Source organism: Calditrichia bacterium (genome assembly GCA_020634975.1).
Classification (GTDB): Bacteria; Calditrichota; Calditrichia; order RBG-13-44-9; family J075; genus JACKAQ01.
In genome coordinates this window covers 1,610,452-1,629,099 of sequence record JACKAQ010000001.1, presented here as the reverse complement: position 1 = coordinate 1,629,099, position 18,648 = coordinate 1,610,452, and the positions used below count along the sequence as shown (strand labels likewise).

Here is an 18,648-nt window from a genome sequence, read left to right as displayed (position 1 = left end):
TTTTATGTGGCAATTCCAGATATTACTTCAATAACATCATTTTACGGGTTTGGCTGAAAGCGCCGGCTTGCAGTCGATAAACGTAAACGCCGCTGGCAACTTTTTCACCAGATTGCGATGTGCCGTCCCAGCTAACTGTGTAGCTTCCGGCTTGTTGATTGCCGCTTACTAACGTGGCTACAATTTGTCCCAAAGTGTTGTAAATTTGCAGCTTAACTGCGCTGTTTTCCGGCAGTTGGTAACTGATAGTGGTGGTCGGGTTGAACGGATTTGGGTAGTTTTGCGCCAGTTCGTAACTGCCCGGAATCGCAGCGGCGATGTCGCCAGTGGATTTGCCAAGCTTGGTTACGGTGGGCATAAACATATCGTGCGGTGCAAAAGTGGCGCGTTTTTTCACCACTATTTCATCGGCAGAAATACTGCCTTTGAACCAGGCTTTTTCGCCAATTTCCACTTCTGCGTATGGCGCGATGATGCTGCCGGAAACCTTTGCATCGCTGTCGATATCCAGCTCTTTGGTTTGTTTGCTGAAGAAATACAGCTCGTGCGATTCGCTGTCGCCGAGCGGCAGCAGGGTCACTTTACTGTCATTTTCGAAATCGAGTTCGTAACGGGTGTAAACGCTTACCGGACCACAGGTTACGTCAACAACCAGTTCGGCGTCTTCCTCAATTTCCAGTTCATCAAAATAATATTCACCGGTTGTCAGGGTCAGTTTGGCATGCACCTTAACCTGAACAGTACCGTAGCTGCCCGGTGCCAGTTCCAGTTCACCGCGTCGCGGAACGGTGATGTCCGCACCGCCGGTTACGAAATTCAGCTCCGGCAGCGAGATGAACGGCACGGCTGCATTTTCATCGACTGAACCAAATACATCGCCATCGTTCTCAATTTCATCTCCGGCGGAAACGTTGCCGTAAATGGAGTTGCGACGGGCAATTTCCACCTCATCCACTGCGCTCACATTTCCGGTGTGGGTGCTCGGCGCACCTTTGTGGAAGCGGATGTAATCGTTGGCGTGCAACGCGCCGAACGAATCTTTCTGCCCGTTCAAACTGATGTGCTCATTTGCGAGCAGCGCGAATGGCGATACGACATCTTCCACTGCGAAAACGCGCAGGCTGCCGCTGATTTCATACGCAACCGCCAGCAACGGCTGGTTGATCGGGCTGTCTTTTTTTGCGATAAATTTGAGTCCTTCTGGCCCGGAATCTCCGGCAGTTCCGGCTTCCACATCGCCGCCGAAATCGCGGGTATTTACGTAATTGCAGAATACCGGCGCATGCGGATCGGTGACGTCGTAAACCACAATCCCGCCAACGCGCTCCAACCCTATGAACGCAAAGGTGCGTCCGCCGATAACGCCGATCGCCACACCTTCCGGCTCGGGTCCTTTGTTATCGCTGCGATTGTCAAATGTATCATTTTCATCATTTGTTGCGTTGAAATCATCCGGCAACGAATCCGCGATAATTTGTTCGATTTGATCGCCGCTATCGAACACCAGAGTGCCATCCGTTGCCCAAATGGAGAATGAGCGTCCGCCGAAAGCATACAGTTCGTCGAAATCGCCGTCGTTGTCGGTGTCGCCCATTGTGGTGGTGACAGTCAATCGACCGATGGCTTCGTTTGCCTGCAAATCTGCCGCGTTCGGGAATGCGGTTGGGTCGAGCGAAAGGTCTTTGACGCGCTCTTCTTCGGCAAATGCACCATAATCGCGGGCGTCGCCTTCGTTGGCGGTGATCAAATAATTCATCCCGTTGCGGGTAAAACCTGCGATGGCATCCGGCATATACATGCCTTTCACCGGCCAATTGGCGATGTTGATGGCGTCATCGCGATCGCTGGCGTCCAGCCCGTTTCCGGGCATCATGTGATCCTTGAAACCGAGCCCTTTCAGCGCGGTGACGGTTGCAGTGGGAATATCGACAATCGCCAGCGCATTATTTTCCTGACAGGTGACAAACGCGGTTTGGGAATCATCGGAAATCGCGATGTATTCCGGTTCCAGATCCTGCGCCACGGTTGCATTCGGCCCGAAAATGCGGATGCTCGGATCGAGCACGGCGCCGTTAAACGCGCTGAAATCTGCGGTCATCACGGTTGCGGATGCAACGCCGCCGGAAATATCGATCACGGAAATGGAACCTTCTGGATCGTTGGTGTAATCGTCGCTCGGTTCGCCTTCGTTGGCAGTCAGCACGAATTTGCCGTCCGGCGAAAAAGTGACCATATCCGGCAGCGCACCAACCGGCACATCGTTCAGATAATTGCCGTTCGTGTCAAAAAATACGGCTTTGCCGGGCGCTTGCTTATCGTCCGCTTCCACTGCTGCAACCAGCACACCGTTGCGGACATCTACGCTATTTGCTTGATTACCGTATGGTGTTAAATCTATGGAAAACAATAAATTGAGTGCATTTGGATCGCTTATGTCCAGCACATCCACGCTGCTGGAAAACGCGTTCACCACAAACAATCGCTGGGTTGCCGGGTCGTGCGCGACAATTTCCATCGCGCCTTCGTCGAACAATCCGGTTTGGTAATCGCCGAGCGGTTTTAACTGAATTTTGATTTGTGCGAACAATCCGCCGCTCATCAGTGCGAACACAATTATTGAGAGCGTAATCCGGGTTATCCGCTGCGGTATCCGTTGCAATAGATCCATTTCGATCCTCCGTGTGGGGTTAATGATGGTATTTGGAATTTGTGAAAAATTTCAAAGAGTGGCGGCCGGCAGCGATGCCGCATAGCCGAAATGCGATCGAAATGTAATTTTGGAATATTAATATTTGATGAGCTACAGATGTAGGTTTGGTTACAGATTGGTGTCAGGGAAATGGAACATTATTCGCCGGCGAAGCGCAAATAATGCTCGTAAATATACAGTACATCGCGGACATAGCGCACAGGTTCTTCGCCGCGACAGTAGCCGTGTTTCACCACTTCGTCGTTGTAAAATTGCGGCTGCGATTTTTTGATGAGATATTCGGAAACATCCGCCCAGCTATCGGGATTGCCGCCGTATTTTTCGGCGAGCCGTTGCGCGTCCAGCACGTGTCCCTGCCCAACGTTGTAGGATGCCAGCACAAATTTCATGCGTTCGCCTGCATCTTCGATGTTCTGCCAAAAATCTTCCAGCCATCGCAAATAGCGCAATCCGGCTTTCAGGTTTTCTGTCGGATTGTATGGGTTTTCCACGCCGTATTGTTCGGCGAGCGTTGGCGTAATTTGCATCAGTCCCATCGCACCGGCCCACGATTCCGCTTTGGGATCGAACCGCGATTCTTTATACGCCTGTGCGGCGATGAGCCGCCAATCCCAATCGATATTTGCAGAAAATTTTTGGAACAGGCTGTCGAACGGGGAAATTTTTTCGGTGCTGTCTGCCGATGCCAGCAAATTTAGCCGCTGCCGGAAAAAATCGCGGTTGCGGTAATATTTATTATAAATGATGTTGAACGTCGGTTCGCTTTTGATTGAACTGAGCCACTCGTTGACGGCATCGCGGAGCAGCGGGGAGTTTTTGCGAACGCTCCATGCGATCCGCTGTCGCACGCTGATGGACAGTTGCGTATCGATGTTATCGTAATACGCACTGTTGATCCATGCGATATTTTCATCCGCAACCGTGTAATCAATTTCGCCGTCGGCGACGCGGCGGATCAGCTCCTCGGTGGTCACATCGCCGGGCACTTCCACGATGTCGATATCGCCGCCGATTTCCTGCTCCAGATTTTGCAATCGCTCGTAATACGACGATCCTTTGCGCACATGCACGGTTTTCCCGATCAGGTCGATGGAGTTGCGCAGCAGCATCCGGTCGATTTTGTATTGTGGCATGTTGCGCCAGTTTTTGGGCAGCCGCTGGATGAGCACCTGCCGCACCACCGTGTGGTGATCAGTGAACATCACGCGTTCCTGCCGCTCTTGGGTGATGGTCAGGTTGTATGCCAGCAGATCGCCGCGCCCTTTGTTCAACTCGTCAAACAGCCGGTCGAGATCGCGGATAACCACAATTTCCAGCTCTACACCCAGATGATTGGCAAAGCGATTGAGCAAATCGTACTCAAACCCCATCGGGCGACCTTTGTAAATAAAATAGCTGGTGACATCGTACCCGGTGAGGGCGATTAGTTTGCCGCGTTCCATAACCTGCGGCAAATCAATCTCAACTTGTGGCTCTGTCAGGTTTATTTCGTTGGCATCATTGCCAAACCGGCAATTCGCAAAAATCAATAAACCGAAGATAAACAGAAGTTTGTGCCAGTATTTTCGACCGATTTTAACGCTCGTTTTCATGCCGTTTCGTGCTTTCAACCATTGGTGCAACCGCTATTTAATGCGTGGCGATGCGGCAATTTCAATATACTAAGCCGAATCGTGATTTGAAATTTTTTTTGCAATTGTGTGATTTTTGGGGAATGATCCTGACATACCGATGAATCCGGCGCTCAAATACCGGCGGTTATCAAAAATCCATAAAGCGAATTCCGGAAACGCCGATAATGAAGCCGAAAAGTAGAAAAAAACGGATGGATCCGTTCAAAAAAAGACGGGATGTCAAATATGCAATTCTCAAAAATTGTCATCATTTTAGGTGTGTTGTGGCTGGCTTCCGGCTGCGATAAATTATTCAATTCGGATGACGAAACGCCGGCTCCGGTGAATCCCACGGTGGAATTGCTGGTCGAATCGGCGATAACGTCCATTGGTGCCAGCCAACTGATTTCCGCTGCGATTACCGGAGTGGACACCGCTGGAATCACCACAGAATGGGCGGTCACCGGCGGCGAATTTGTCAAAAACGGCAATTTGCAAATCGAATGGACAGCGCCGGATGATACCGTGCAAGTAGCTGTTTCTGTTGTGGTTAAAACGGCGGATGGCGGATCTTCCACCGAAGAAACCCTGATTTCGGTGGGCAACGCGCCGCCGGAAATCAGCGACTTTGCAGCGAGTGCCGCATTTGTGCTCACCGGCAACGAAATCACCCTGACCGCAACCGCCGCCGACCCGGAAAGTTATCCGCTCAGCTACCGTTTTTGGGTAACGCCCGATTCCGGCACATTGGCACACAGCAGCCCGGATGCCCCAACCGCAACCTGGACTGCGCCGGAGGGCGGCAACTACTCCGGCGAATTTTTCCGGTTTGTGGTGGAAGCAACCGACAACCTTGACTTTTTCACCCGCGATACGCTGGAAGTGCTCGCTTATTCCGATTTCGCCAGCGTCTGGATGGTGGACAGCGGCACCCGGAAGCTCATCAAATACACCGCAAACGGTATCAAAATTCTCGAATCCGCAGCCTTGTTCCAAAAACCGGTGGCGGTCAGCAACGATGTCGAAGATTCCTTCGGCTGTTATGTGGCGGATTACGCCGCCGGAACGGTGTTCAAAATGGATGCAACCGGTACCGTGATTGCCAGTTTCGGCAGCATTCCCACGGTAATCGATCTGGCGTTGCACGAAGATACCCGCACGCTTTGGGCGCTCAGCGTCGGCGGCAATTCGGTGACGGTCATCGACGGATTCACCGACGAAATCGTGAAAACCATTTACGGATTCCGGCAGCCGCGCTGGCTGGCCATCAATCAGGCAACCGGCGATGTCTGGATTTCCGAACAGGGCAACAACCGGCTGGTTTGTCTGAACGCCCGTACGCCAATTGCCAGTTTACCGGATACGATTAGCTATCAAAATGCAGAAATTTTCCCAGATTCATCAGAAGCAACCTATCTCAATTCGCCGATTATCCCGTTTGTCCGCAGCGAAATCGCCCAACCGTTGTATCTCGCGGATCGCGATGACCGCCAGATCGAACGGTTCGACTGGAACGGCACGCAATATGTTCGCAACGCGAGCCCCATCAGCCTGCTGTCTGCGCTGCCGCGCAGTGTGGTGGTCACTTCTGTTGGCGGGCTGTTCAACGTGGTGCTCACGGTTTCGTTTGATGGCAAATTGTTCGCATTTGCGGAAGGCAATCCAGCGTCGCTTACCCAAATCAGCGGCGATTACGCATTTCAGGCGCCGCATGCCGTGGCGGTCGATGAAGCAACCGGGCAACTGTGGATCGGCGATAACGGCACCAACCAGCTTGTCAAAATCCGCATCAATTCCGATTTCTCATTTACCACATTACACAAGCTCAATGGCTTTGTTTTTATTGAAGATGCGGTCATTAATAAATAGGGCTTTCCCGGAATTTGCGATGGTGAATTCAATCGTAAGTTAATGTCGCGCATCATCTGATTCCGGATGCCGGATGCCAGAATCCGGCATCGCATTTTGGTAGCGTACCACATTATTTTGTGATTTTGAGCGGGAGACCCCTGCATCCGCAGGGGTGACAGGCTGCCGGTCATTCCTGCGAATGCAGGAATCTCCAGTTAACTATACTGAAAATTATAAGTGAACCAACCAAAGCCTCGAAGCGAACCGGCATCCGGCATCCCGTCATTTTGAAAATGGGCTCAAAGTGAACACGAAACATCCCCGCCAAAAATCGAAAAATGGCTCGAAACAAATCGGTTGATTTTTTGCGTATATCTGATTTTATTCCGCAAATAACCGCAACGGAGGATGCAAAATGCCCTATTTTGAAACCGATTTTCTGCAATTTTTCGAGGAATTGGCCGCCAATAACGAAAAAAGCTGGTTCGATGAAAACCGTGCCCGTTACGAAAAAATGGTGAAAAAGCCATTCGCGAATTTGGTTGAAGAGCTGATTTTTCGCGTGAGCCAGTTCGATCCGGATGTGCAGATCGCCCCGAAAGATGCCATTTTTCGCATCAACCGGGATGTCCGTTTTTCGCCGGACAAACGCCCGCACAAAACCACAGTTTCGGCAATTATTTCGCCGGCCGGACGAAAAGATAAATCAGCTCCGGGATTTTATCTGGAATTGAGCGCTCACCGGACGATGCTGGGCGGCGGCGCATATTTTGTCGAAAAAACTGGGTTGGAAAACATCCGCAATGCGATTGCCGCCAATCCGGCTGCATTCCGAAAATTGATTTCTGGAAAAGATTTTGTGACAAAATATGGCGAGATACGCGGCGAAACCAACAAACGCCTGCCGGCGGATTTGCAGGCCGCCGCGGAAAAAGAGCCACTGATTTTCAACAAACAATTTTATTTTATGGCGGAATTGCCCGCCAATCTCGCCTTGCGAAACGATCTGGCAGATGTTGCCATCGAGTATTTCGCGGCAGCGCAGCCGGTCATTTTGTATCTGCGCGAAGCGCTGCGGTAGCGCGATTACTCACCGATCATTTCCAGAAATTCAGATTCGGAGAGAACCGTCACGCCCAGTTGTTGCGCTTTTTGCAGCTTTGAACCGGCGTCCGCGCCGGCGACCACAAAATCCGTTTTTTTGCTGACTGATTTGACCACTTTTCCGCCGCGTTTTTCGACCATTTCGCCCGCTTCGTCGCGGGTGAATTGTTCCAGCGCGCCGGTGAACACAAAACTTTTTCCGGCAAAACGTTCATCCGTTTCGCCGGACGGCTCCGGCGCGGCTTCCGAAAACGGCATGCCTGCCGAACGCAATTTTTCGATTACCTGCAAATTTTCCTCGTTGCTGAAAAAATCGCGAATGCTCTCGGCTGTTTTTTCGCCGATGCCGTCGATTTCCGCAATTTCCGCGACGTTGGCTGCCATCATTTTGTCGATGGAATGAAAGTGGTTCGCCAGCAATTTTGCCGCGCCCTCACCGACAAAGCGGATGCCCAACCCGAAAATTAGCCGCGACAGCGGTTTTTCTTTGCTCGCCGCGATGCCGCTGAGCAGGTTTTCGGCGCTTTTTTCGCCCATGCGTTCCAGTCCGGCAATATCCTCAGATTTCAAAAAATAGATATCGCCGTAATCTTGAATGAGCTGATTGTTGAGCAGCAATTCCACCACTTTTTCGCCGAGTCCCTCGATGTCCAGCGCTTTTCGCGATGCGTAATGGGTTACCCGTCCGGCGACCTGTGCGGCGCAGCTCACGTTTTCGCAAATCAGCGCAACTTCGCCTTCCGGGCGAACGAGTTGGGTGCCGCAAACCGGGCAATGCTGCGGCGGTTGATACGGCTGGCTGTTCGCCGGACGTTTTTCGGCGACGACGCGGATAATTTTCGGGATAATTTCGCCCCCTTTTTCGATGATCACCGTATCACCGATGCGAACGCCGAGCCGCTCGATTTCGTCCACATTGTGCAATGTCGCGCGTTTGACGGTGGTGCCGAGCAGCAGCACCGGTTCCAGATGCGCCACCGGCGTGACCGCACCGGTTCGCCCGACTTGCCACTGGATATCTTGCAAAACCGTTTCCGCCTGCTCCGTGGCAAATTTGAACGCGATTGCCCAGCGTGGACTTTTGGCGGTAAAACCGAGCCGTTGCTGCTGTTCAAAACTGTTGATTTTTACCACAACGCCGTCAATTTCGTATGGGAGTTGGTCTTTTTCTGCGCCCCATTTTTGCCAATACTCGATCACTTCGTCCACATTTTTGCAGCGTTTGGCATTCGGGTTAACCGGAAAACGCAGCTTTTTGAGCGTTTCCAGTGCGGAAAAATGGGATTCCGCCGGTGTGCTGCCGTCGCTCAATCCGTCGAGGTAATAGCAAAACATGCGCAACGGGCGTTTGGCGACAATCCGGGCATCCTGCAGTTTCAGCGTGCCGGCTGCGGAGTTGCGCGGATTGGCAAACGGCGCTTCTCCGGCGGCACTTCGTTCGTCATTCAGTTTGTCGAATTCTTTTCGCGGGTAATAAATTTCGCCGCGTATCTCAATATTTTTCAATTGGTTATCATCTGTATCCAAAGCAAGCGGCAGGCTGCGGATGGTTTTCACATTGTTGGTTACTTCGTCGCCCTGCTCGCCATCGCCACGGGTTACGGCACGCACCAGCGAGCCGTTTTCGTAAATCAGGCTCATCGCGACGCCGTCGATTTTCAGCTCGCAAACATATTCGAAGGTTTCGCCCTCGTTCAGCAAACCGCGCACGCGCCGGTCGAAATCGCGGATTTCCGCTTCGTTATATGTATTCGATAAACTGAGCATCGGCTTACGGTGCGGAACAGTCCGGAAATTTTTGGTCGGTTCGCCGCTCACCCGTTTGCTCGGCGAATCATCGCTCGCCAATTCGGGGAATTTCGCTTCCAGCGCTTCCAGTTGTTTCATGAGCATATCGTATTCGTAATCCGAAATGGACGGTTGGGCGAGCACGTAATATTGGTAATCGTGCTGATTTATTTCGTTGCGAAGCCGCAAAATTTTCTGCTGCGCCTGCGATTTATCCATCTGTTTTTCCTCCACTTGCGGATTTTCGTTTTCAGAGATTTCCAAAAACCCGCTCGGTTTTCCGTTTCGCCAATAATTTGCTGGAAAAGTGTCGATTCATTTTCTACATTGTTTTGGTAAAGGAATTGGTTATGAAATATGTTTGGATCATTGTTTGTTGGGCGTTGCTGGCGGGTTGCACCAATCCGTTCAACACCCGTTCGCCGGAAGCACCGGATTTTGGCGGTGGCGTCAGCGATAACAGCCTGCAAACCGATCCCAATCGCATGCTCGAAAAAATTCAGCAGGCGTTCGATCTGAAAGATTCGCGCTCGTACCGGGCTTGTTTTGCCGAAGCATCGACCGTCGGCATCCCGTTTCAGTTTAACGCGGATGATGCGGAAGCAGCGCGGCTGTTCGGCTGGAATGTGGACGACGAAGAAAATTATTTTCTGAACCTGAACAGCGATGCGGATGTGTTCATCGAATACACCCCGGAAACGCCGCTGCCAACGCCGGTTTCCACCTCGCCGGATACGCTTCAGCTCGATTTCGAATATTTCATAACGGCGGAATTTAGGGCAAAACCGAAAGCTATCAAGGGCGAAGTGTCATCCAGTTGTTCAAAGCATCCGACGAACGGTGGTATATTTTCAGCTGGCGGGATTTGCAGCAAAACAGCGGTCGCGTTACGGACAGCACATGGTCAACCCTGAAAGCCAATTACCGGATTGCCCCATCACAATAATTGAATCCTACAGTATGAAATTCCCCTTTTTTGTTTTTGTAAGCATCTGTTTTGTATCGATTTTGCTGCGCTGCCAAAATCCATTTGCGCCATCCATTGCCGGTGAAGATGTCGGCGGTGCGCTGCTGCTCACCGAACAAAAAAATCCTGACGAAGTGCTCCAGAATTTTCAATACGCCTACACATTCAAAGATTCGCTGGTTTACAGCGAAGTGCTCGATTCCGCGTTTATTTTTGTCAGCACCAACTTCAACGTATCGCCGCCGGAGGCGATCGTTTGGGGACGTGACCAGGAATTGAAAACCACCGGACGCATGTTCCGTTTTTTTAATACCATCGATCTCGTTTGGGGATCGCGCCCGCTGCCGGACCCGCCAGCAAACAGCGAAACTTTTTCCCGGAAAATAACATTTACCCTAACGCTGGATGGCGGCAGCGCTATTCCCACGCTCATCGGGGAAGTTACTTTCACCTTTATTAAACGGGGTGAACGGTGGTATATTTCCCGCTGGCAAGATGAAGTTCCGGGTTGATCCGGAGCAACAAATTTTATAAAAAATGAATGTGAGCCAACCATGAAAACGCACCGCATTACCTTTTTATTGTTCACCCTTATTTTTTTCTGTGCCAGTGGGCTGGCGCAAAATGGCGCAAAACTGCTGGTTTTGCCGGTTGCGGCCATCGGTTTGGATGATGTAACAGCTCAAACCTCGGAATCGCTGTTGCGATCGGAGCTGCTCAAAAACGGCGCATTTCAACTGATTTCCGAAGAAGAAACCTACCGCGCACTCGATGGCAGCATGTGCACCGAAATCCCCTGCGCTGTCGAAATGGGGAAAAAAGTAGGTGCAGACAAAGCGATTGTCACCAAATTATCCGCACTCGGCGCAAAAGTGATCGTCCAGTACATGCTCATCGATGTCACCAATGGCGAATTAATGTTGGTAGATAACGCCACATCCACCACCGTTGAAAATCTGGATGCTGTCATGAAACGCATCGCAGACAGCATTACCCAGCAGGTGCCGGTTGCCAAATCCGCCCGGATCGATAATATTATGGAAAGCGAATCCGTCGAACCGCTGCGCCGGAGCATGCGCCGATTTACCAGCTACAGTTTTGGCTACCTCTTTCCCCAAAATGGCTACGATGATGATGAGCGGTCGTTTACAATGGACATCCGGTTTGGCGCGGAAATGAACAATTCGGAATTCGGCATGCAGCTCGCAGCCCGGAACGGATTTGCGGTCAATATTTTTTCATCGTATCTGATCAGCAAAACGGATGTTTCGCCGTATATCGGCGGGGCGTTGGGTTTTCACTGGGTCAATCACAATTACGGGTACGAATACATTCCCACAGAGGGCCGCTATGTTGAAGAAGAAAAACGCGAAGACGGGCTGGAATTTACTGCAAATACCGGATTGCGGCTACTGCGCACCTACGATTTTCAACTGCTCATGAATTTTTCGTATCTGCACACATTCAACGATTTTAACGACCGCGCCATCCTGTTTACCATCGGGATTTTGCGATAGCCGTTTCAAGTTTTACTTTGATTTTCATGAAATCGTGCCTAACGTTTTGGTTTGTAAAACGGATACGCTTTAAATGCCGGAAATGCAGCCACAACCAGAATGAAAACGACCAAACATTGGAATATTATTGATGAATAAACGCCTTTCGATTGCGATTGATGATTTGGCTTTACTGCGACACATGTTGAACGATAGTGATTTCGATCCCGTCCAGTTTGCCGTGATGTGCGAAATTGCCGGTGCCCAGGGCATCAGCATGATTTTGGCGGAAGATCCCCGTTGTTTGCAGGAACGCGATGCCCAATTGGTAAAACGGGTGCGCAAAACTTTCCTCAATTTGCGGATTCCATTGGAGCCGCAATCCGTAAAAATAGCATTAACGGTTCATCCGGATATGGTGACGTTTATCGAATTGGACAAATCCGCCGGCATCAGCGCGATGCCTGTTTCCGTCGCCAGTTTGCAGGATTCCCTCTCCGGGATGCTGCCGGATTTACGGGCAAATAATATTTCTGTAGCTGTTTTTTGCGAGCCAGAAGTATCTGCAATTAAACAACTTAGCCGCGTTCAGGTAGATTATGTGGAATTCGATTGCAGCGACATTACCCGCGCCGCAGATTCCAACGAAGAACTGGTGGGATTGGATAAATTGCAAAGCGCAGCGCAAGTTGCAGCCAAACTCGGGTTGGGTGTAAATCTCACTGGCGGCATCGAATACCAGCATTTACCGATGCTGGCTGCCGTGCCAAAAGTGGAAGATATTTGCATGGGATTGAATCTGGTAAAACGCGCGCTGTGGGTTGGTGTCGATCGCGCGGTTCAGGAAGCGCAACAGCAAATTCTGTTTTATCAGCGCCAGATCTGATGTGATTTTAAATAAAAAAAATAAATTTTGTGCGAAATGTGCACATTTTTTTTCAAATATTTTGCTAATGTAAAAGTTGTTGAGTAAAAATGCTAACTCACTGATAAAACAAGTCTTTAAGCTGAAATTACAGTGCAGAAAACGACTTCAAAAGGTGAGTTGAAACGCTTTTTGCAGTGAAAAATTATGTATAAAAAATAATTAAATTCGATTCATATCTCATTTTTCTGAGACGACGATAAGTCGATGAGCCAAATACAACCGGAGTTGCTGCATGTTAGATCAAATTATTGAAAATATTATCCAGAAAATCCGCAAAGAGGTTGTCCAGCCCGGCATGGGCGACATTCCGCTGACCTATATTTTTACGCGGAACATCCCCGATTCCATCAAACATTTTTTTGATCAGGAAGTGGAATTGTGGATTCGTGAAGAATCCGAAAAATTCAGCGCCAGCGAACGGTTTGATTACGATGTGCCGGAAGTGCAAATGCTCCTCGATAAAATTTTCGATACGCTGAAGCAAACAGCAACGTTTAACCTCAATCAATTCAACCTGTTACTGGAACGCGCTATCAAGCTGGAAGCGAACTTTTTGATTCGCCCGCAAAAAACGCTGTCGCAATTTTTGTTCAAAGATGCACCGGTAATTACCACCATCCAGATTTACGATATGTTGAAATACTTCAACAAATTTCAATATTACAACGATGCGTTGACCGACTATTTCAACCTGAAATATCTCCGGGAAATTTCCCAGAGCCAATTTCAGGAATTGATTGCCGCCATCGACCGGCAGGTATTTACCCCGACACCGGTTGAAACAGCGATGCACACTATCCAAAACATCAGCCAGTTTATTAATGAAGGGCGGGTGCAGGATACTGATGCGATCAGCACACGGATTTTGTATATGGTTTTCAGCGACCGTAACCTGACGGATTACGCTTCGCTCATCGAAAAGGAAATTCGCAAAGGCACTGCCAATATAAATATGGAAGACCTTGAGCAGATGCTGAAAACCGGACGTAGTCTCGCGGATCTGCACAAAAAACCTGAAATTGATGTGCCGGAAAAAGAAATACCGACATCAGTGCCGACAGTAGAAGTGGAAAAAATTGTTGTTCCGGAAGCTGCCGAAACACCAGTGCCGGAAATTGAGGAAGTGGAAGAATACGAAGAAGAGTACGAAGAAGAATACGAAGAACAGTATGAAACCGAAGTTCAGGAAACTACCGGATCGGCTGCGGATCAACTGGCATCGCTCGTTGGGGAAAAAATGAAGGGCGATAAACTGGAAGATCTCAACCGGTTGATCGGTCGCTGGCAGCGCAAACGGTTTGTCAAAAAATTGTTCAAAAAGCAGGAAAACCAGTTCGATGAATTTGTTGTATTGTTGAACGACACGCCGTCGTGGAAACAGGCGTCGCATTTGATCGACAACTTTTTTTATCAGCAGGGACTAAACCCGTATGCCAAAGAGGCGCTGGAATTTAGCGATCTGGTGTATAACCGCTATTTCCCGAAAGATATTTCTGTAAACAAAGGCGATGATTTCCGGTATTAATGAAACACATTATTTTTTCTGTAAATAAAAAAGCCTGCAATTTGCAGGCTTTTTTTGTTGCTCATTAATTTGTCGAAATTCAACATCAGGGGTAGACATAGCTTGCCTGAAATCCCAGCGGAATGCCCAAAATCCAGTAAACCACCAAAAATAGCGTCCAACTGAGCAGGAAAACCACCGAATACGGTAACATAATTGAAACCAGTGTGCCGATCCCGGTTTTCTTCACATAGCGCTGGCAGAAAACCACCACCAGCGGAAAATAAGGCATCAGCGGTGTGATGATATTTGTGGATGAATCACCGACGCGATAGGCAGCCTGGGTCAGTTCCGGCGAGAATCCCACCTGCATGAGCATCGGCACGAAAATCGGGGCAAGCAACGCCCATTTCGCCGAAGCCGAGCCGACGAACAAGTTCACAAATCCGGCCAAAATGATAATCCCAAACAACGTTACACTTCCCGGCAACGCCAGCGATTTCAAAAACGATGCGCCTTTAAGTGCCAGCAAAGCGCCAATATTTGACGACCCAAACGCGTAAATAAACAACGCGCAGAAAAACGCCATCACAATGTAATAGCCCATGTCTTTCATGTTTTTGGTCATGGCGTCAACCATGTCTTTGGCGGTTTTGAATGTGCCGGACATATATCCGTAAACCACACCCGGCAGCAGGAAGAACAGAAAAATCAGCGGGACGATGGATTGCATGATCGGCGCTGAAAATGAGTTCAGCGAACCGGATGCGTCGCGCAGCGGCGAATCTGCCGGCATCATTGCCAATGCAAGAACTACCAATCCGGCGACCATCGATAATGCGCCCATCCAGAATGCCCGTTTTTCTTTTGGTTCGACGGTGGTCATGTCCGGTGCTTCTTCGGCATCTTTATCTACCGGCGTATCGCGATTCAAACGGGGTTCAATCACGCGATCGGTCAAAAACCAGCCTAAACCTACAATCAAAATACTCGATGCGGCGGTGAAAAAATAGTTGCACAACGGGTTCACCAGATAATTCGCATCGATAATTTGTGCCGCAGGCTGGGTGAATCCCTGCAACAGCGGATCGAGTGCGGAGGGAACAGGATTCGCGCTGAATCCGCCGGAAACGCCCGCAAACGCTGCGGCAATTCCGGCAATCGGGTGACGTCCGGCTGCGTAAAAAATCACGCCGCCGAGGGGAATCACCAGCACATATCCGGCATCCACTGCGCTGTGGCTCAAAATACCAACAAAAATAACCATCGGCGTCAGCAAAAAACTGGCGGTTTTTCCGAGCAAAATTTTCAATCCGGTGTTGATGAATTTGGATTCATCCGCAACGCCGACACCCAACATTGCCACCAGCACAACGCCCAACGGCGCAAATCCGGTAAATGTGGTTACCATATTTGATAAAAACGTGGCAATCGCCGGTCCGGTCAACTGGTTGAGAATCCGGATCGGTTCGCCGGTTCGCGGGTTGATTTCGGTAAATTGCACACCTGCGAGCAGCCAGGATAAAATCCAGACGATCACCATCGAGATCAAAAATAGCATCGCCGGATCCGGCAATTTATTGCCCACAACCTCAATGGTATTGAGGGCGCGGTTCAAAAATCCGCCGTTGCCGCTTTTTTTCGGGGAAGATGCTGCCATTTCAATTCCAATCTGAGTTTAATGAATGGTTCAACATAGATTTTCCAAGATGCGAATATACGACAACCCATTGTTTTTGTAAAGGGATGCGCCAAAGAAAGTTGCCGGGCGGTGAGATTGACACGAATAAAAAACAAACCGGAATTGCTCCGCAGAGAAATCCCGGTTTGAGGATCAAATGGATTCGCGTTTTAGCGCGACAATTTGAGCTGCAAATGAACATTGCGTCCCGGCTCGTACAACATGCCCGCTTCCGGCATGTTGGTGTAGCTGCGGTTCAGGTGTTCGTAATAATTTTCATTGAAAATATTTTCGACCGCGATAATTGCTTCCGCGAATGTCAGGAATTGCCAGCCGGCGCGGAAATTGGCTACGGAAAATCCGGGCGTTTCCGATTCACCGAACGCGCTGGAAATGCGATCCTGCCGCGCAACGATGCGCAAATCCGATTCCGCAAAATAGCCGCCGCGATCGTAGCGGAGCCGTAATTGCCCTGCCAACGGCGGAATTTCGGCCAGCGGCTGGTCGCGTTGCAAATCCGTCGCGTGGGTGTAGGCAATGCCGGAATGGTAGCTGAAGCCCTTACCCAACTCGCCGCCGAGGCTCAACTCAAATCCGGTTTGGCGGGCGCGATCGATATTTTCAAATCGTTTGGTGAACAGCGGTTCGGTGCCGGGCATGTAAACGCGCGGCATGTTTTCGTCCACAAACGCCGAAATATAGTCATTTATCAGCGAATAAAATACGTTCGCGCGAACGGTGTGGTTTGCCAAATGGCGATTCACCGACAGGTCCGCCTGATGGTTCACTTCCGGTTTGAGATAGGGATTGCCGAAATATTCATACGCATCCACCCCAACGCTGAGGTGGTTGATGTAGCGTTCGGTTAAATTTGCCGAGCGAATGCCGCGACCGGCCGCAAGCTGCAGCTCGGTTTTCGCGTTCAGCCGATGATTCAGCGTGGCGGTCACGCTCAGGTTGGTTTCTTTTTCCGTGCCGATCTCGCCGTATTCGGCTGTGAACTGTGGTGCCGGATCGTTGATTTTCGATTGCACGAAATCCACCCGCGCACCCGCGACAATCGTAGTTTTCGGTGACAGCGACTGGCGCACTTCGCTGAAAATACCCGCGTTTTGCAACTCGGAATCCTGCCAGATGAAATCGGTAAATTCGCGCGGCGGATTGAACATCATCCCGTTCATCATATACACATCGCGTTCGCGGAAGCCGTTTTTGGCAGTGCTTTGCGCGTCCGCACCGAAATACCAGAGCGTTTTCGCCACTGGCGTCAGCCCGATTTCGATTTTGCCGCCGAGCATTTCGGAATTCACCGTGGCAACGGCGTGGGTCATGCGATAATTCGGGCGCAGCGTGTTGCTCATCACGTGATCTGCCGCCGAGCCGAACACCTTCGCATTCAGCGAAAAAACGGTTTTGCCGAGATGCTGCGCAGCGTAATCCACGGCCCAAATGTCCGTATCGTCGAGATCGGAATCCATCGGCAGTGCGGCGTGCAGCACATCGCGCACAAAGGATTGCCGCCAGGAAAATTGCAGGCGGTGATTTTCAGCCGGACGAAATCCCGCGCGAATCAGGTAATCATTCACGCGATAGCTGGAGGGAATTTCCACGCCGTCGCCGTTTTCGTAATTTCCGGCATCCTGCGTTCCGCCGCTGATAAACAGGTCATATTTTTGATCGCTGATGGTGACTGCACCGCGCGCCGTGCGGCTGTCGCCGTTGCTGTCGTAACCGCTTTCGATTTCCGCATGTGCGTTCAGCGTTTGGGTGAGTGCCGGACGTTTTTGCACCAGATTCACCACACCGCCGAGCGTTTGCCCGTATCGCACGGTGTAGGGACCTTTTACAATTTCAATTTTTTCAAGATCTTGGGCGCGGATATGCGAAGTCACCGGGTCCATCCGGTTCGGGCAGGCGTGCGATACTTTGATGCCGCCGTCGAACTGCACGTTGAGCTGCTCGTATTTGAAGCCGCGCATCACCGGATCGATAGCGTAGCCGCCGCGCCGGATGGCACCGAATCCCGGTTGGCTGCGCAAAAACAGCCCGACATCCTTCGGTGATGTTTCGCTGATTTCCCGCGCGTACACATCGCTTTGCAGCGTGAGCGAACTGGCTTTTTCGGTCACCGTGATGTCTTCCACCGTGACCGGCTGCTGTTTGAGCGCAATCAGCATCGTTTGCGCTGCGGATTCGCGAATCGCGATGGTTTGCACCGCTGTTTCGTAGCCCACCCGCATAATTTGCGCGACATATTCGCCGGGCAGAACGTTCATTTTAAATGTGCCGTTCGCATCGGATTGCACGAATTGGTTGGTCGATTCGATATAAAATACGGCGTTTTCCACCGGTTTTGGCTGGATTGGTCGATCACCCGTCCGGTGATTTGTTGCGGTGCATCCGCGAAAACGGCGGTGCACAACAGGGCGATCGCGATTGATAAGCGAAGCAATTTCATTGTTTGCCTCCTTTTGCAATTTCGGTTGATGGTTGCGGAACGGGTGTGGCGATTCATTTACGATGGCAAAGCGGCATCAACGGATATAACCATCCGGTTGCGCTGCGATTACCGGCGCACCACCGTTCCAAAAATCTTTTCCGGCGTAAATTGCCGGAACAAATCAACTGTAAATTGCTATTTCCGGAGGATGTTCAATAGGAATGAGAAATTCGGGTGAGTCGATAAAAAAATGGATGCAATTAAATGACGTTGTGTCTTCAACGATTTGTTTTACCTGAAAATACGGCTGAATCAGGCACGAGCCGAAATTGGCAATATTGAACGATGGAAATCCCGTTCCGCAGGCGCGGATGCTCACGCCTTCATCCAGCGTTGCCGGCGAACAGCAGCAGGAAGTGCTGTTTTCATCGCAGCCGCAATCGCAGTTGGCGTGAATGCCGCCAGCCTGCCCGGATTGCAGCACCGGCTGCACCATCGCCACATGGGCGAAAATGAGCAGCAGCACGGTTGCTAAAATTTTGGATGAAGTAAACATCAGTCCAACA

General features: G+C 50.5%; 13 protein-coding genes. 7 read left to right on the top strand and 6 right to left on the bottom strand.

All coding sequences use genetic code 11. From position 1 onward, the window contains the following. Window positions 1–22: 22 nt before the first annotated feature. Together H6629_06600 and H6629_06595 are read right to left on the bottom strand one after the other, a co-directional pair. Window positions 23–2,668, bottom strand: coding sequence for a choice-of-anchor I family protein (locus tag H6629_06600; GenBank protein MCB9067462.1), 2,646 nt, complete (start codon window positions 2,666–2,668; stop codon window positions 23–25). A 179-nt stretch (window positions 2,669–2,847) separates the two neighbouring features. Next, window positions 2,848–4,302 carry a transporter substrate-binding domain-containing protein gene (locus H6629_06595; GenBank protein MCB9067461.1) on the bottom strand — a complete coding sequence of 485 codons (1,455 nt, stop codon included), beginning with the start codon at window positions 4,300–4,302 and terminating at the stop codon, window positions 2,848–2,850. A 267-nt stretch (window positions 4,303–4,569) separates the two neighbouring features. Here H6629_06595 and H6629_06590 point away from each other — a divergent pair, with 267 nt between their 5' ends. Both H6629_06590 and H6629_06585 read left to right on the top strand, forming a co-directional pair. Beyond that, window positions 4,570–6,192, top strand: coding sequence for a hypothetical protein (locus H6629_06590; GenBank protein ID MCB9067460.1), 1,623 nt, complete (start codon window positions 4,570–4,572; stop codon window positions 6,190–6,192). A gap of 397 nt (window positions 6,193–6,589) precedes the next feature. Then, complete coding sequence (locus tag H6629_06585; protein MCB9067459.1) at window positions 6,590–7,255, top strand: DUF2461 domain-containing protein; 666 nt, start codon at window positions 6,590–6,592, stop codon at window positions 7,253–7,255. Between the two features lie 5 nt (window positions 7,256–7,260). Here the strand turns inward: H6629_06585 and ligA are convergent, their stop codons facing one another. Continuing rightward, complete coding sequence (ligA, locus tag H6629_06580; GenBank protein ID MCB9067458.1) at window positions 7,261–9,285, bottom strand: NAD-dependent DNA ligase LigA; 2,025 nt, start codon at window positions 9,283–9,285, stop codon at window positions 7,261–7,263. 131 nt (window positions 9,286–9,416) lie between these two features. On the opposite strand from ligA, the gene H6629_06575 reads away from it, so the two are divergent. From H6629_06575 to H6629_06555, 5 genes are all read left to right on the top strand, one after another. Further along, window positions 9,417–9,980 (top strand): hypothetical protein, encoded by a 564-nt coding sequence (locus tag H6629_06575; GenBank protein ID MCB9067457.1) that lies wholly within the window; start codon window positions 9,417–9,419, stop codon window positions 9,978–9,980. Next, a complete protein-coding gene (locus H6629_06570; protein MCB9067456.1) occupies window positions 9,907–10,545 on the top strand; it encodes a hypothetical protein in 639 nt (212 codons plus the stop codon). The genes H6629_06575 and H6629_06570 overlap by 74 nt, the downstream gene beginning before the upstream one ends. A gap of 42 nt (window positions 10,546–10,587) precedes the next feature. Next, window positions 10,588–11,550 (top strand): hypothetical protein, encoded by a 963-nt coding sequence (locus tag H6629_06565; protein MCB9067455.1) that lies wholly within the window; start codon window positions 10,588–10,590, stop codon window positions 11,548–11,550. Between the two features lie 127 nt (window positions 11,551–11,677). Further along, complete coding sequence (locus H6629_06560) at window positions 11,678–12,415, top strand: pyridoxine 5'-phosphate synthase (protein ID MCB9067454.1); 738 nt, start codon at window positions 11,678–11,680, stop codon at window positions 12,413–12,415. A 274-nt stretch (window positions 12,416–12,689) separates the two neighbouring features. Continuing rightward, complete coding sequence (locus tag H6629_06555) at window positions 12,690–13,982, top strand: hypothetical protein (protein ID MCB9067453.1); 1,293 nt, start codon at window positions 12,690–12,692, stop codon at window positions 13,980–13,982. A gap of 85 nt (window positions 13,983–14,067) precedes the next feature. On the opposite strand, the gene H6629_06550 is transcribed toward H6629_06555, so the two are convergent. The 3 genes from H6629_06550 to H6629_06540 all read right to left on the bottom strand — a co-directional run bounded on the left by H6629_06550 (window position 14,068) and on the right by H6629_06540 (window position 18,638). Continuing rightward, a complete protein-coding gene (locus tag H6629_06550; protein MCB9067452.1) occupies window positions 14,068–15,621 on the bottom strand; it encodes an AbgT family transporter in 1,554 nt (517 codons plus the stop codon). A gap of 191 nt (window positions 15,622–15,812) precedes the next feature. Then, the gene (locus tag H6629_06545) at window positions 15,813–18,119 is read right to left on the bottom strand and encodes a TonB-dependent receptor (protein ID MCB9067451.1); all 2,307 of its coding nucleotides are present in this window, start codon (window positions 18,117–18,119) and stop codon (window positions 15,813–15,815) included. Window positions 18,120–18,263: 144 nt separating this feature from the next. Further along, the gene (locus tag H6629_06540; GenBank protein MCB9067450.1) at window positions 18,264–18,638 is read right to left on the bottom strand and encodes a hypothetical protein; all 375 of its coding nucleotides are present in this window, start codon (window positions 18,636–18,638) and stop codon (window positions 18,264–18,266) included. Window positions 18,639–18,648 lie beyond the last annotated feature (10 nt).

Coding starts and splice junctions, on each gene's coding strand:
- H6629_06595 (MCB9067461.1), bottom strand. CDS start 4,302: ATGAAAACGAGCGTTAAAATCGGTCGAAAATACTGGCACAAACTTCTG.
- H6629_06565 (MCB9067455.1), top strand. CDS start 10,588: ATGAAAACGCACCGCATTACCTTTTTATTGTTCACCCTTATTTTTTTC.
- H6629_06540 (MCB9067450.1), bottom strand. CDS start 18,638: ATGTTTACTTCATCCAAAATTTTAGCAACCGTGCTGCTGCTCATTTTC.
- H6629_06550 (MCB9067452.1), bottom strand. CDS start 15,621: ATGGCAGCATCTTCCCCGAAAAAAAGCGGCAACGGCGGATTTTTGAAC.
- H6629_06585 (MCB9067459.1), top strand. CDS start 6,590: ATGCCCTATTTTGAAACCGATTTTCTGCAATTTTTCGAGGAATTGGCC.
- ligA (MCB9067458.1), bottom strand. CDS start 9,285: ATGGATAAATCGCAGGCGCAGCAGAAAATTTTGCGGCTTCGCAACGAA.
- H6629_06600 (MCB9067462.1), bottom strand. CDS start 2,668: ATGGATCTATTGCAACGGATACCGCAGCGGATAACCCGGATTACGCTC.
- H6629_06590 (MCB9067460.1), top strand. CDS start 4,570: ATGCAATTCTCAAAAATTGTCATCATTTTAGGTGTGTTGTGGCTGGCT.
- H6629_06575 (MCB9067457.1), top strand. CDS start 9,417: ATGAAATATGTTTGGATCATTGTTTGTTGGGCGTTGCTGGCGGGTTGC.
- H6629_06555 (MCB9067453.1), top strand. CDS start 12,690: ATGTTAGATCAAATTATTGAAAATATTATCCAGAAAATCCGCAAAGAG.